Annotated in this window: 10 protein-coding genes and 1 riboswitch; of the genes, 7 read left to right on the top strand and 3 right to left on the bottom strand. The window is 72.4% G+C overall.

Translation table 11 applies throughout. The annotated features are described in order from the left end of the window. Positions 1-33: 33 nt before the first annotated feature. From DEJ04_RS17890 to DEJ04_RS17880, 3 genes are read left to right on the top strand one after another with little or no spacing between them, the layout of a single operon-like run. On the top strand, positions 34-1188 hold the full coding sequence (locus DEJ04_RS17890; RefSeq protein WP_111047981.1) for a glycosyl hydrolase family 8: 1155 nt from the start codon (positions 34-36) through the stop codon (positions 1186-1188). After that, entirely contained in the window at positions 1185-1889 is a 705-nt protein-coding gene (locus DEJ04_RS17885) for a class F sortase (RefSeq protein WP_146248585.1), read from the top strand. The genes DEJ04_RS17890 and DEJ04_RS17885 overlap by 4 nt, the downstream gene beginning before the upstream one ends. Positions 1890-1934: 45 nt before the next feature. After that, complete coding sequence (locus DEJ04_RS17880; RefSeq protein WP_071405494.1) at positions 1935-2729, top strand: polyprenol monophosphomannose synthase; 795 nt, start codon at positions 1935-1937, stop codon at positions 2727-2729. 105 nt (positions 2730-2834) lie between these two features. Here DEJ04_RS17880 and treZ read toward each other — a convergent pair whose 3' ends face one another. Genes treZ through glgX form a run of 3 tightly spaced genes read right to left on the bottom strand, consistent with a single transcriptional unit; the run spans position 2835 to position 9315 of the window. Further along, on the bottom strand, positions 2835-4589 hold the full coding sequence (treZ, locus tag DEJ04_RS17875) for a malto-oligosyltrehalose trehalohydrolase (protein WP_111047980.1): 1755 nt from the start codon (positions 4587-4589) through the stop codon (positions 2835-2837). Beyond that, positions 4586-7087, bottom strand: a complete 2502-nt coding sequence (gene treY / locus DEJ04_RS17870) for a malto-oligosyltrehalose synthase (protein WP_111047979.1) — start codon at positions 7085-7087, stop codon at positions 4586-4588. Before treY ends, treZ begins: the two co-directional genes overlap by 4 nt. Further along, positions 7084-9315: a glycogen debranching protein GlgX gene (gene glgX / locus DEJ04_RS17865; RefSeq protein ID WP_111047978.1), complete on the bottom strand. Its 2232-nt coding sequence runs from the start codon at positions 9313-9315 to the stop codon at positions 7084-7086. The genes treY and glgX overlap by 4 nt, the downstream gene beginning before the upstream one ends. Before the next feature lie 128 nt (positions 9316-9443). Between glgX and DEJ04_RS17860 the strand changes: the two genes are divergently transcribed. The 4 genes from DEJ04_RS17860 (at position 9444) to DEJ04_RS17845 (ending at position 13848) form a co-directional block, all read left to right on the top strand. Further along, positions 9444-9764: a hypothetical protein gene (locus DEJ04_RS17860; protein ID WP_027464636.1), complete on the top strand. Its 321-nt coding sequence runs from the start codon at positions 9444-9446 to the stop codon at positions 9762-9764. Between the two features lie 81 nt (positions 9765-9845). Further along, positions 9846-9957, top strand: a riboswitch (TPP riboswitch). Continuing rightward, positions 9952-10590 carry an ECF transporter S component gene (locus DEJ04_RS17855; protein WP_111047983.1) on the top strand — a complete coding sequence of 213 codons (639 nt, stop codon included), beginning with the start codon at positions 9952-9954 and terminating at the stop codon, positions 10588-10590. (Overlaps the previous riboswitch by 6 nt.) A 2-nt stretch (positions 10591-10592) precedes the next feature. Next, positions 10593-13280, top strand: a complete 2688-nt coding sequence (locus DEJ04_RS18835) for an ATP-binding cassette domain-containing protein (protein WP_220035586.1) — start codon at positions 10593-10595, stop codon at positions 13278-13280. Then, complete coding sequence (locus DEJ04_RS17845; RefSeq protein ID WP_258371429.1) at positions 13273-13848, top strand: ATP-binding protein; 576 nt, start codon at positions 13273-13275, stop codon at positions 13846-13848. The genes DEJ04_RS18835 and DEJ04_RS17845 overlap by 8 nt, the downstream gene beginning before the upstream one ends. The last annotated feature ends 189 nt before the right edge of the window (positions 13849-14037 follow it).

Raw genomic sequence — 14037 nt, 5'->3', positions numbered from 1 at the left:
CCCCCCCCACCATCCCCGGAGAGGCAGGCCAGCATGACCCGCAGGACCTGGATACCGGTCGTCGCAGTGGCGGCGGTGCTCGTCGCCGTCGTCGTCGCGATCGTCGCCGTCCGCCCCTGGTCGTCGAGCACCACGACCGCCGCTCGCGACACGGCGACCCCGACCTCGACCACCGCGCCCGACGGGGCGCGTTCACCGCAGCAGCTGCGGTCGGCGTTCCTGGACCGCTACGTCGAGGGCGGTCGCGTCGTCCGCACCGACCAGGGCGGTGACACCGTCAGCGAGGGGCAGGCGTACGGCTTGCTCATCGCCTACGCGAACGACGACCGTGCACGCTTCGACGCGATCTGGGAGTGGACGAAGGACCACCTGCTCACCGGTGACGACCTGCTGGCGTGGCGGTGGACGTCCGACGAGGGCGTCGCCGACGAGCAGTCCGCGAGCGACGCCGACCTCGACGCAGCCCGGGCGCTCGTGCTGGCGGGGAAGGCCTGGGACGACGACCGGTACACCGCCGCGGGCAAGCGCATCGCGGCGGCGATCCTCCAGCACGAGACGGCCAGGACGGACCTCGGTACGATCCTGCTGCCCGGACCGTGGGCGGATCAGGAGCCCTACAGCTACAACACGTCGTACGCCTCGCCCGCGGCCTTCTCGGTGCTGGCGGACGCCACCGGGGACGACCGCTGGAACGCGCTGAACCGGGGTTCCCGCGCCGTGACGGCCGCCGTGCTGGACGCCACCGACCTGCCCAGCGACTGGTCGCAGGTGCACGCCGACGGATCGGTGGACCCGATGCCGGCCGTCGGTGGCGACGGGCAGGTGCTCTACGGCTACGACGCGATGCGGACGCCGCTCCGGTACGCCGAGGCGTGTTCGGCGTCCGACCGGGAGCTCGCGGCGGCGCTCGCGCCCACGCTCGGACGGACGACGCGGCTCGCCTCGCAGCTCGACCTCGGTGGCACCCCGGTGACCCAGGACACGAACGCGCTGGCCTACACCGCGCGGGCCGCGGCCGAGCAGGCTGCCGGTTCCTCCCGTGCGGCTGCCGCCGACCTCGAGCGGGCCGACCGTACCGCGGCGACCACACCGACCTACTACGGCGACGCCTGGTTGGCCATCGGTTCGACCATGCTGACCTCCGACGTGCTCGGGGGATGCGCCAGCGACGTGGGAGGCGGCTCGTGAGCGGCCGTCGGAGCGCCGGGCGCGTCTCGGCCGTCCGGCGCCGAGGCGTGGTGATCGGTGCCGTGGTCGCCGCCGTCGTGGTGGTCGGGGGCGTGGCCGGGGTGGCGGTCGCGTCGACCGTCGGCGGTGGCGCGTCGTCCCCGCCGCAGTCCTCGTCGTCTCCGTCGCAGTCGTCGTCGTCCTCGTCCTCGTCTTCGTCCTCGGGCTCCGGCACCGACGGGTTCCAGGACCCGGCCGCACCCGAGGCCCGCTCGACGGCCACCCCGGTCAGCGTGTCGATCCCGGCCATCGGCGTGCGGTCCTCGCTCGAGGACCTGCACCGCGGCGCTGCCGGAGAACTCGACCCGCCCGTCGACTGGGACAGCGCGGGCTGGTTCAGCGACGGGATCGTCCCCGGCGAGGTCGGCCCCGCCGTCATCGCCGGTCACGTCGACAGCCCCACGAGCGCCGCGGTGTTCTTCCGGCTCGACGAACTGGTCGCCGGCGACGAGGTCCACGTCCGGATGTCCGACGGCACCACCCGCACCTTCACCGTCGACCGTTCCGAACGCGCCGCCAAGTCGGCGTTCCCGACGAGCGACGTCTACGGCCCCACCCCCACCCCGCAACTCCGACTCATCACCTGCGACGGCACGTTCGACACCGCCACCGGGCACTACACGGACAATCTGATCGTGTTCGCAGACCTCTCGTCGGATTGACCCACCAAGCCAGCGATACATTCGACTGCGAGCACGAGGAGCACCATGAGCGAGACCCTGGTCATCATCCCGACCTACGACGAAGCCGAGAACGTCCGGCCGATCGTCGAGCGCACGTTGGCCGCGACCGACGACTCCGTGCACGTGCTCGTCGTCGACGACAACTCACCCGACGGCACCGGCGACATCGCGGACGCGATCGCCCGCGAGACCGACCGGGTGCACGTCATGCACCGCACCGTCAAGGACGGCCTGGGCGGCGCGTACCTGTCCGGCTTCGCGTGGGGCCTGGAACACGGCTACGCCAAGCTCGTCGAGATGGACGCCGACGGCTCCCACCACCCCGAGTACCTGCCGTGGATGCTCGAGCTCGCCGACTCGAACGACCTGGTGCTCGGCTCCCGGTGGATCAAGGGCGGCAAGGTCGAGAACTGGCCCTGGTACCGCCTCCTGCTCTCCCGTGGCGGCAACCTGTACACCCGGCTGGCCCTGGGCATCGCGGTGCGCGATGCGACCGGCGGGTTCCGGGTGTTCACCTCGCGTGCGTTCGAGCGGATCGACCTCGCCGGGGTCGCGTCGAAGGGGTACTGCTTCCAGGTGGACCTGTGCTGGCGTGCCCTCGAGGCTGGTCTGCGGGTCGTGGAGACCCCGATCACGTTCACCGAGCGGGAGTTCGGCGTCTCGAAGATGAGCGGCAACATCGTGCGCGAGAGCCTGGCACTCGTGACGAAGTGGGGCATCGACCGCCGGATCCGCGAGACCCGCTCCCTGGTGAAGGACCACCGCAAGCTGCCGTCCGTGCGGAAGAACGCACACGCGGTCGCCGACCACGCGGGCTGACGCCGGGGACACACGAACATCTGCACACACGAACGGCGACGGACCCAGGGGTTCGTCGCCGTTCGTGTGTGCAGCCCGCGGGTGGCTCGCGCAGCCCGCGGTCGGCTAGCGCAGCACGACCACGCCGCGGCCGCGGAACCGGACGACACCGGCATCGACCTCGGTCGCGCCGAAGCCGTAGAGCTCTTCGCCCACGGCGTCGGGCACCGGCACCTCGGCGGCGGCGTCGTCGAAGTTCACCACGACGTGCACCGGTGCCACGTCGGGGCCGAGCAGCCCGCGCGTGAGCACGAGCCAGCGGCGGTCCTCGCTGAAGCGGACGGCGTTCGCCTCGTAGCGGTGGTCGACGAACGCCTGGTCGGTGCGCCGCAGGGCGATGAGCACCCGGTAGGCACGCAGGATCGCCGCGCCGCGCTCCGAGCTGACGTCGGCCCAGTCGAGCTTGGAGTTGGTGAACGTCGTCGGGTCCTGCGGGTCCGGCACCGCTGACTCGTCCCACCCGTGCTCGGCGAACTCCGCGATGCGCCCCTCGGCGGTGGCCTTGCCGAGCTCGGGCTCCGGGTGCGCGGTGAAGAACTGCCACGGCGTCGAGGCCGCGAACTCCTCGCCCATGAACAGCATCGGCGTGAACGGCCCGAGCAGCGTCAGGGCTGCGGCGATCACGAGCCCCTCGTCGTCGAGCGTCGCCGCGAGCCGGTCGCCGGCGGCGCGGTTGCCGATCTGGTCGTGGTTCTGGTTCGCGACGACCAGGGCCGTCACGGGGGAGGTCCCGCGGTCGATCGGCCGGCCGTGCCGCTTGCCGCGGAACGACGACCAGGTGCCGTCGTGGAAGAAGCCGTCCTCGAGCACCTTCGCCAGCGCCGACAGCGGGGCGAAGTCGGCGTAGTAGCCGTTCGTCTCGCCGGTGAGCGCCACGTGCACGGCGTGGTGGAAGTCGTCCGACCACTGCCCGGCGAGGCCGTACCCGGCGGCCTCGCGCGGCCGGAACATCACCGGGTCGTTGAGGTCGGACTCCGCGATGAGTGACAACGGACGACCGATGAAGGACGAGTAGGCGTCGGTCTCGTCGGCCATCGAGGCCAGCACGTGCGGGCGGGTGGTGTCGCGGATCGCGTGCACGGCGTCGAGCCGGAGCCCGTCGACGTGGTGGTCGCGGAACCACATGCGCACGTTGTCGAGCACGTACCGGCGGACCTCGGGGTGCTCGACGTTCACCGAGTCACCCCACGTGTTGCCGAGCCCGGCCAGCAGGTACGGGCCGTACAGCGGCAGGTAGTTGCCGCTCGGTCCGAGGTGGTTGTAGACGACGTCCTGGATGACCCCGAGCCCCAGCGCGTGCGCCGTGTCGACGAACCGGTCGTAGGCGTCCGGGCCGCCGTACGGGGCGTGCACGGAGAACCAGCCGACCCCGTCGTAGCCCCAGTTCCACTCGCCGTTGACGGCGTTGACGGGGAGGAGCTCGACGAACTCGACCCCGAGCTCGACCAGGTGGTCCAGCTTCTGGGCGGCGGCGTCGAGCGTGCCCTCGGGCGTGTAGGTCCCGATGTGCATCTCGTAGATCACGGCGCCGCGGGCCGGGCGTCCGGTCCACGACTCGTCGGTCCACGCGAACCGTGCGGGGTCGACGACCTCGGACGGGCCGTGCACGCCCTCGGGCTGGTACCGGCTGCGCGGGTCCGGTCGGACCGCGTCGTCGTCGCCGATGCGGAACCCGTAGCGTGCGCCGACGACCGGCATCACGGCGTCGGTGGACCACCAGTCGTCGTCGCCCTTGGTGAGCGGGTACTCGGCGTCGTCGACGACGAGCCGGACCCGGTCCGGCTCGGGTGCCCAGACGGCGTAACGGTCGGGTGCGGTCATGCGTGACCCTCCAGGATGTCGATCTCGGCCTGCGCGTCGGTCTCGGTGGCGTCCGTCGTGCGGTCGGCGGCGGGCCGGGAGGCACCGCTCGCGTCGGACACGGCGGCCACCGCGTCGGCGTGGCCGGCTGCACCGACCGCGTCGGCGGGCACGAGGAGCGCGACCGGGTAGGTGGTGAGCAGGTCGGCCAGCGGGATCCCGCGGTCGGCGGGGACGTGTCGGCCGGTGAGCAGGTCGATGCGCTCGACGGGGACGGCGTGCACCAGTGTGTCGCCCCAGCCACCGACCCGGTCGAGGCCGATCGGCAGACGCGTCGCGATCGTCACGGCACCGCCGCGGTCGAACGCGATGACGTGGTCGGCCGCGCTGCCGGTGGCCTCGAGCTCCAGGTACCGGGTGAACAGCTCCGGGTGGTCCCGACGGATGCGCAGTGCGCGGGTCGTGACCAGGAGCTTCGCGGCACCGTCGATGCCGATGGCCGGCAGGTCCTCGGGGCCGTCGTCGTCCGGGCCGTCGAGCTCGGCGAGCACGTGACGCCGCTCGGCGTAGTCGACCGGACGACGGTTGTCGGGATCGACGAGCGAACGGTCCCAGAACTCGGTGCCCTGGTAGACGTCGGGGACGCCCGGGGCGGTGAGCTGGACGAGCTTCTGGGCGAGACCGTTCGACCACCCGGCGGCGTCGATCTGCTCGTCGAGGGCGTCGAGCACGGCGACCACGTCCGGGTCGTCGAACGCGGCGTCGACGATCGCGTGCATCTGCTGCTCGAACGCCTCGTCGGGCTCGGTCCAGGTGGTGCTGTCACCGGCTTCGCGGGAGGCCTTCTCGGCGTACGCGTGCAGACGCTCACGGCTCGCGGGTCGGGCACCGACGATCGCCTGCCAGAGCAGGTCGGCGAACACGCGGTCCTGCAACGGCACGAGCGACTGCAGACGCTCGAGCGCGGCGGCCCACTCGTCGCCGAGCTCGGCCAGCACGGCGATGCGGGCGCGGGTGTCCTCGCTGCGCTTCGTGTCATGCGTGGTGAGCGTCGTCATGGTGTGCGGCCAGCTGCCGAGCCGTTCGCGCTGGGCCCGGTGGAAGTCCGCCACCGAGACGGCGAAGACGCTCGGGTCGCCGCCGACCTCGCTCAGGGACGACAGGCGCGAGGTGCGGTAGAACGCCGTGTCCTCGACGCCCTTCGCCATCACCATGCCGCTGGTCTGCTGCAGGCGGACCGCCGCGGCGTTCGTCGAGTCGACGAGTGCCGGTGCGATCCGGTCGATGACGTCGTCGAGGTCCGGGCGGGCCTCGGCGGCGCGCTCGAGCGCGGTGATGAGGTGGTGGGCGCCCTCGGGCAGGTACGTGCGGTACACGTCGAACGAGGCCACGATCTCGGCGACCGCGTCGACGATCCGCTCGTGCGTGATCGTCTCCGTCGCGGCGCTCGGAGCGAGCAGGCGTGCGAGCCGCTCGACCTCGCTGCCGAGGATGCCGTCCGCGATGCCCCGTCGGGTGTCGTGCGTGAGCTGCTGCCAGTCGGTCGGCTCGGCGCCCGACGCCGCGGTCAGCGCCTGCTCGCCCGCGGGGTCGACGAACACGCGGTCGAGCACCCCGAGGGCGTCGTAGCCGGTGGTGCCGTCGACCGGCCACGAGCTCGGCAGCTGCTCGCCGGGCTCGAGGATCTTCTCGACGAGGGTGTACGCCCCACCGGTCAGGTCCGCCAGGTCCTGCAGGTAGCCCGCCGGGTCGTACAGCCCGTCCGGGTGGTCGATGCGCAGTCCGTCGACGAGTCCGTCGCGGAACCAGCCGCCGATGACCCCGTGCGAGGCCGTGAAGACCTCGGGCTCCTCGACCCGGATCGCCGCGAGGGTGTTCACCGCGAAGAACCGGCGGTAGTTCAGGTCGTGGTCGGCACGCTTCCAGTGCACGAACGCGTATTGCTGGCGGTCGTGCACGGTCTCGACGGTGTCGCCGTCGTGCACCGTTCCGGGTGCGGTGGGGTAGGCGGTCTCGCCGACGCGGAGCACCGGACGCTCGGCGTCGGACGTGTCGAGCGTGATCGCGTCGAGCAGCCGGTCGTCGAGCACGGGGACCCGGAGCTTGCCGTCGCCGGCTTCCCAGTCCACGTCGAAGGCCCAGGCCACGGGCGAGCCCTGCCCGTGTTCGAGCAGGGACCACCACCACGGGTTCGACTCGGGGGTCGCGACGCCGACGTGGTTCGGCACCACGTCGACGATGACCCCGAGCCCGACGGCGTGCGCGGCCTCGGCCAACGCTCGCATCGCCTGGTCGCCGCCGCGGTCGGTGTCCACCCGCGTGTGGTCGACCACGTCGTAGCCGTGGTTCGACCCGGACTCGGCCTGCAGCACCGGCGACAGGTACAGCCAGTCGGCGCCGAGGTCGTGCACGTAGTCGACCAGGTCGCGTGCAGCGTCGAGGTCGAAGTCGGCCGAGACCTGCAGCCGGTACGTCGACGCGGGGACGCGGTTCGCGGCGCCGGGCGTTCCGGCGGTCATCGGGCGGTTCCGCTCGGTGCGGTGGAACCGGCCGGGTTCACCGGGGTGACGGCGTCCTGCGGGGCGTCCGGTGCGGGGGCGCCGTCCTGTTCGGCGTCGACCGGGGTGCTGGTGACCTCGTGGTCGGGCTCGGCACGCAGCACGATCATCGACCGGGCGGGGACGTCGAGCGGGGTGCCCGCGTCGAGCACCTCGTCGCGGGCGCCGGGGTCGGCGGTGTCGATCCGGACGGTCCAGCCGGGGGAGTACTCCTCCGGCGGGAGCGTGAACGTCACGACGTCGTCGTGGGCGTTGAAGTACGTGATGAAGCCGACGTCGGTGACGCGCTCACCACGGGCGTCGCGTCCGCGGATGCCCTCGCCGTTCAGGTACATGCCGACGCTCTTGCCGAAGCCGGAGTCCCAGTCCTCGGGGTCCATCGCTTCGCCCGAGGGGGTCAGCCAGACCACGTCGGGCAGTGGCTCGCCCTCGCCACGACGGACCGGACGGCCGTTGAAGTACCGGGTCCGGCGGAACGTGGGGTGGTCGTGCCGCAGCTTCACCACGTCGGCGGTGAACTGGATGAGGTCTTCGTCCGCGCTGTCCCAGTCGATCCAGCTGAGCTCGGAGTCCTGCGCGTAGACGTTGTTGTTGCCGGACTGCGACCGGCCGAGCTCGTCGCCGTGCGCGATCATCGGCACACCCTGGCTCAGGAGCAGGGTCGCCAGGAAGTTCCGGCGACGCTGCAGCCGCAGGGCGTTCACGGCCTCGTCGTCGGTCGGGCCCTCGGCGCCGGAGTTCCACGACCGGTTGTGGCTCTCGCCGTCGTTGTTGTCCTCGCCGTTGGCCTCGTTGTGCTTCTCGTTGTAGGCCACCAGGTCGTACAGCGTGAAGCCGTCGTGCGCGGTGATGAAGTTGATGCTCGCCTTGGGCGTGCGGCCGTCGTGCTCGTACAGGTCGGCCGAGCCGGAGATCCGGGAGGCGAACTCGCCGAGCGTCGACGATTCGCCGCGCCAGAAGTCACGGACGGTGTCGCGGTACTTGCCGTTCCACTCGGACCACTGGGGCGGGAAGTTGCCGACCTGGTAGCCACCGGGGCCGACGTCCCACGGCTCGGCGATCAGCTTGACCTGCGACACGATCGGGTCCTGCTGCACCAGTTCGAAGAAGGCCGAGAGCCGGTCGACCTCGTAGAACTCGCGGGCCAGCGCCGAGGCGAGGTCGAAGCGGAACCCGTCGACGTGCATCTCGGTCACCCAGTAGCGGAGCGAGTCGAGGATGAGCTGCAGCGAGTGCGGGTGCCCGACGTTGAGCGAGTTCCCCGTGCCCGTGTAGTCCATGTAGAACTTCTTGTCGTCATCGACCAGGCGGTAGTAGGCCGCGTTGTCGATGCCGCGGAACGACAGCGTCGGGCCGAGGTGGTTGCCCTCGGCGGTGTGGTTGTAGACGACGTCGAGGACGACCTCGATGCCGGCGCGGTGCAGTTCGCGCACCATCGTCTTGAACTCCTGGACCTGCTGGCCCTGGTCGCCCGACGACGAGTACGCCGAGTGCGGCGCGAAGAAGCCGATGGTGTTGTAGCCCCAGTAGTTCGACAGCCCCTTGTCCTGCAGGGTCGAGTCGTTCACGAACTGGTGCACCGGCATGAGCTCGAGCGTGGTGATGCCGAGGCGCTGCAGGTGCTCGATGACCGCGGGGTGGGCGACGCCGGCGTAGGTGCCGCGCTGCTCTTCCGGCACGTCCGGGTGGGTCTCCGTGAGCCCCTTGACGTGCGCTTCGTAGATGACGGTCTCGCCGTACGGCGTGCGCGGCGGGCGATCCCCCTGCCAGTCGAAGAAGGGGTTGATCACGACGCCCTTCATCATGTGCGACGCGGAGTCCTCGTCGTTGGTCGAGTCCGGGTCGCCGAACGTGTACGAGAAGAGCGACTGGTCCCAGTCGATCTCGCCGCTCGTCGCCTTGGCGTACGGGTCGAGCAGGAGCTTCGACGGGTTGCAGCGCGCGCCGGAGTCAGGGTCGTACGGGCCGTGCACGCGGAAGCCGTACTCCTGCCCGGGGCCGATGTTGGGGAGGTACGCGTGCCAGACGTAGGCGTCCACCTCGAGCAGGCGGACGCATTCTTCGTTGCCGTCGGAATCGAACAGACAGAGTTCGACGCGCTCGGCGACCTCGGAGAACAGCGCAAAGTTCGTGCCGCTCCCGTCGTAGGTCGCCCCGAGCGGGTACGGGTTTCCGGGCCAGGTGTGCAAACGGTCCTCCAGGTGTGGGTGCGGCCAACATATCGGCGGCGCTCGTCCGCGTCCGCAGACAAGCCCCAGCTGTGGATGCGTGATGCGCCCCGCGGCCTGTGGAGGAACGGACGAGTAGCGTCGCGCGCATGGCCAACATCGTCTCGAAGATCGCAGACCAGGTCCGCCCGCTCGGGGTCTCCACGAACTACGGAGAACCCGTCGAGGTCGGCGACCAGACCCTCATCCCCGTGTCCGTCAGCTGGTTCGGCTTCGGCGGCGGCGGAGACGACGAGAACGGTGGCGGCGGTGGCGGCGGCCTGTCGGCCCCCGTCGGCGCCTACGTCCGCCGCCCGGGCAAGGACCTCGTGTTCGAGCCGAACCCGATCTCGCTGATCGTCGTCGGCATCCCCTTCGTGTGGGTGGCCGGGCGTGTCCTCCGCAAGCTGGTGCGCGCGCTCAAGAAGTGACCACCTGACGGACGGGAGGCCCGTGGCGACGCCGCCACGGGCCTCCAGTCCGTCACGCGGTCGCGACCGCGTCTAGACTGCTGGCACACACACGGGAGTCCGGGACCGCCGGGCTGAGAGGGAGCGATCGGCGCTCCGACCGTCGAACCTGATCCGGATCATGCCGGCGCAGGGAGGAGTCAGCAGCATGCCTTCAGGCACGTCCACAACCGTCACCACCGCTCCGCGGCGATCGCTGCGTTGGCGGGTCGTCGACATCGTCGTCGCGAGTGTCCTCGCGGTGGCCCTCGGAGTCGTCTTCCGGCTCTGGGAGTTCGGCTACGAACCCATCAGCGCCGTCATGGACCTCGTGCTCCCCGGCACCAAGGCCCTGTTCGGCGGGGTCTGGCTGCTCGCCGGACCGATCGTCGCGATCGTCGTCCGCAAGCCCGGCGCCGCGCTCTACGGCGAGATGGTCGCCGCCTCGGTCGAGGCGTTGTTCGGCACCCAGTGGGGATGGCTCACGCTCGAGGCCGGACTCGTCCAGGGTCTCGGCGCCGAGATCATCCTCGCGCTGTTCCTGTACCGCGTCTACCGCCTGCCGGTCGTCGTGCTCGCCGGTGCCGCGGCCGGACTCGCGCTCGGCATCAACGACACCGTCCTCTGGTACCCGGGGCTCGACGTCGCCTTCAAGGTCGTCTACGTGATCTGTGCGGTCATCTCGGGTGCCGTGATCGCGGGGGCGGGATCGTGGCTCATCGTCCGGGCTCTCGCCCGCACCGGGGTGCTGTCGTCCTTCGCGGCCGGCCGCGAGCACAGCCGTCCCGAACCCCGCGCCCTGGTGTGACCGTGCCCGCTCCGTCGGCGACGTCCCCTTCCACCGGCGGCGACGCCGGCGCAGGTGCCGGCGTCCGCGGGGCACCCATCGTGTTCCGCGGCTGGGGCTGGCGGTACCCGGAGCGCGACGCCTGGGCCGTCCGTGACGTCGACCTGACCGTCTCGCCGGGGGAGCGGGTCGCCGTCGTCGGGCCGTCCGGTGCCGGCAAGTCGACCCTCCTGCGAGCCGTCGCCGGCGTGCTCCCCGACGAGCCCGACGCCTCGGACGACACCGCTGCTTCGGTGCAGGGGACACTCCTGGTCGACGAGGCCGACCCCCGCGCGGTCCGCGGGCGTGTCGGTCTCGTCATGCAGGACCCCGAGGCACACACGGTGATGTCCCGCGTCGGCGACGACGTGGCCTTCGGCTGCGAGAACGCCGGCGTCCCCCGCGACGAGACCTGGGACCGGGTGCGGACGGCGCTCGACGTCGTCGGCCTCGACCTGCCGCTCGACCGTTCCACCGCGCAGCTTTCCGGTGGGCAGCGGCAGCGGTTGGCGCTCGCGGGCGTGCTCGCGATGCGGCCGGGTGCGCTCGTGCTCGACGAACCCTGCGCGAACCTCGACCCGGACGGCGTGGCGCAGGTGCACGACGCCGTCCGGGCACTGCTCGACGAGACCGGCGCGACGCTGCTCGTGGTGGAGCACCGGATCGGCACCTGGCTGGACCTGGTCGATCGGCTCGTGCTGCTCGAACCGGGCGGCGGCGTGGTCGCGGACGGTCCGCCGGCCCGGGTTCTGGCGGACCACGGCGAGGCGCTCACGGCGGCCGGGGTCTGGGTGCCCGGTGTCGAGCCGGCGCGTGGTTCGGCGCGGCGGCTGCAGCGTGCGCGCGGACGAGCGGGCGAAATGCCCGGGGCGTCCGGCGGAGCGACCGCGGCATTCCGCCCGCTCGGCGAGGGGGAGCTCGGCGAGGGAGCGCGGGAGATGACGTCGGCGGGACGAGCGGGCGAAATGCCCGGGGCGTCCGGTGGGGCGACCGCGGCATTCCGCCCGCTCGGCGAGGGGGAGCTCGGCGAGGGGGTCGGCGCGGGGGAGCGTGACGACGCGGCGGCGGCTGGGGTACTGCTCGACGCCCAGGGGCTCGGCACGGCCCGGGGGAAGCAACCGGTCGGGAACGGCATCGACCTGGAGCTCAGGGCCGGGCAGGTCCTCGCCGTCACCGGACCGAACGGCGTCGGCAAGTCGACGCTCGGGCTGACCCTCGCGGGCTTGCTCCCACCGGCAGCCGGTGAGCTCCACGCCACGGACGCCCTCGCCGACGGCATCGGCACAGCGCCCCACGCCTGGACGAGCCGTCAACTCGCCGCCCGGATCGGCACGGTGTTCCAGGACCCCGAGCACCAGTTCGTCGCCCGCTCCGTCCGCGAGGAGATCGAGGCCGGCCCCCGAGCACTCGACGCGCCGGACGCCGCCGAACGAGCCACCGCGCTGCTCGACGAGTTCGGGCTCGCACACCTGGCCGACGCCAACCCCTTCACCCTGTCCGGGGGCGAACAACGACGACTCGCGATCGCCTCGGTCATCGCGGCCCGGCCGCCGGTCGTCGTGCTCGACGAGCCGACCTCCGGGCAGGACCGTGCTACGTGGCAGGCCGTCGTCGGGCGGCTCGGGGCCCTCGCCGACGCCGGCACCGCGGTGGTGGCGGTCACCCACGACCGCGATCTCGTCCGGGCACTCGACGCCGACGAGGTCGTGCTCGGGCCGGACGGCACCCGGTCCGTCGGGAGCGACCAGGGGCCGTCGAACGCGACCATCCCGGAGAACGGGCTGACAGTCGGAAGCCGCCCCGGGCCTCCAGACCGGACCGACACGGCCGACCACACAGCCGACCGGACGGACACGGCGGACGCGGCGGACGCGGCCGACGGAACCGACGCGACGAACCTCGTGCGACGACCGCTGCCGGCCCGCTCGACCGGCATCCCGGGCGTGCAGCCGGTCGCCTCGCTGATCGGTGTGCTCGCCCTCGGCGTCTGCCTGGTGCTCAGCCTCGACATCGTCTCCGCCGCCGTCGCCCTGGCGCTCGAACTCGCACTCCTGCCGCTCCTGCGCCTGCCGGTCCGGACCCTGCTGCTCCGACTCGCACCGGTGCTGCTCGCGGTGCCGCTGACGGCGGTGAGCATCGCGCTGTACGGCAGGCCCTCGGGTCGGGAGTGGTTCGACCTCGGGTTCGCACACGTCACCGACGGGTCGCTCACGCTCGCGTTGGCGACCGCGCTCCGGGTCCTCGCGGTGGGGGTGCCAGCCATCGCGCTCTTCGTGCGGGTCGACCCGACCGACCTGGCCGACGGGCTCGCGCAGGTGCTCCGGCTGCCCGCGCGCTTCGTGCTCGGCGCGCTCGCCGCCGTCCGGATGATGACCTTGCTCGTCGACGACTGGCGACAGCTCGCGATGGCGCGACGCGCGCGAGGACTGGCCGACTCCGGACGGCTCCGCCGCGGGGCGACGATGGCGTTCGCGCTGCTCGTGCTCGCGCTGCGGCGTGCGACGACGTTGGCGGTGGCGATGGAGTCACGGGGGTTCGGTGCTCCCGGACGACGGACCTGGGCGCGGGTCGCACGGTTCGCCGGGCCGGAGTGGGCGATGGTGGCGGTGCTGGTCGGCATCGGCGTGGTGTCGATCGCCGTCGCGGTGAGCGTGGGGACGTGGCGTGCCTGACGCGGAGCCTGCAGCCGGCGCGACGGCCGCGACGCGCACCGCCGCCGGTGACCTCGCCCCCGGCCTGGCTGCTGCTGCTGCCGGTGTCGCCGCTGCCACGGGCCGGCGCCCCGTCGTGCTCATCGACGGCCGGTCCGGCACGGGCAAGACCACCCTCGGAGCACAGGTCGCGGAGCAGCTCGGTGCGCAGCTCGTGCACCTGGACGACCTGTACCCGGGGTGGGACGGCCTGCGTGCGGCTGCCGATGCCGTGGTGACCGACGTCCTCGGAGCACCGAGCGGGTACCGACGCTGGGACTGGGCGGCCGATGCGCCCGCGGACTGGGCGTCGGTGGACCCCGACCTGCCGATCGTGGTCGAGGGGTGCGGGGCGTTGTCGCGGGCGTCGGCACCGCTGGCGTCCCTGCGGGTGTGGCTCGAGGCCGACGACGCCGTGCGGTGGGACCGGGCGATCGGCCGCGACGGCGAGGTCTTCGCGCGCGAGTGGGACCGCTGGGCCGCGCAGGAGCGGGCCTTCATCGCCGCCGAGGACCCGGCCGCCCTGGCCGACGTGGTCCTGCGGACGTAGCGCGCGGGCCCGCGCCGCACCGCGGCGGCCGACGGCCCGCGGCGCAGGCCGGTGGCGAGCACCGAGGATCCGCGCTCAGCGACACCTCACGGCCTCCGGAAGGCGAGAACTGCCGCCCAGCGCGAAACGTCAGCCCGCCGCGCCCGCGCCGCCCGTGCCCGCCGTGCCGGCGCCGCCCGCACCCGCCCC

The organism is Curtobacterium sp. MCLR17_044 (assembly GCF_003234435.1).
Taxonomy (GTDB): Bacteria; Actinomycetota; Actinomycetes; order Actinomycetales; family Microbacteriaceae; genus Curtobacterium; species Curtobacterium flaccumfaciens.
The sequence above is the reverse complement of the archived record's forward strand: the minus strand, read 5'-3'. Positions and strand labels throughout refer to the sequence as shown.

What these genes read in the sequence shown, in the direction of transcription:
- DEJ04_RS17890 (WP_111047981.1), top strand. Translation starts at nt 34, where the DNA reads ATGACCCGCAGGACCTGGATACCGGTCGTCGCAGTGGCGGCGGTGCTC.
- DEJ04_RS17880 (WP_071405494.1), top strand. Translation starts at nt 1,935, where the DNA reads ATGAGCGAGACCCTGGTCATCATCCCGACCTACGACGAAGCCGAGAAC.
- treZ (WP_111047980.1), bottom strand. Translation starts at nt 4,589, where the DNA reads ATGACCGCACCCGACCGTTACGCCGTCTGGGCACCCGAGCCGGACCGG.
- treY (WP_111047979.1), bottom strand. Translation starts at nt 7,087, where the DNA reads ATGACCGCCGGAACGCCCGGCGCCGCGAACCGCGTCCCCGCGTCGACG.
- DEJ04_RS17860 (WP_027464636.1), top strand. Translation starts at nt 9,444, where the DNA reads ATGGCCAACATCGTCTCGAAGATCGCAGACCAGGTCCGCCCGCTCGGG.
- DEJ04_RS17855 (WP_111047983.1), top strand. Translation starts at nt 9,952, where the DNA reads ATGCCTTCAGGCACGTCCACAACCGTCACCACCGCTCCGCGGCGATCG.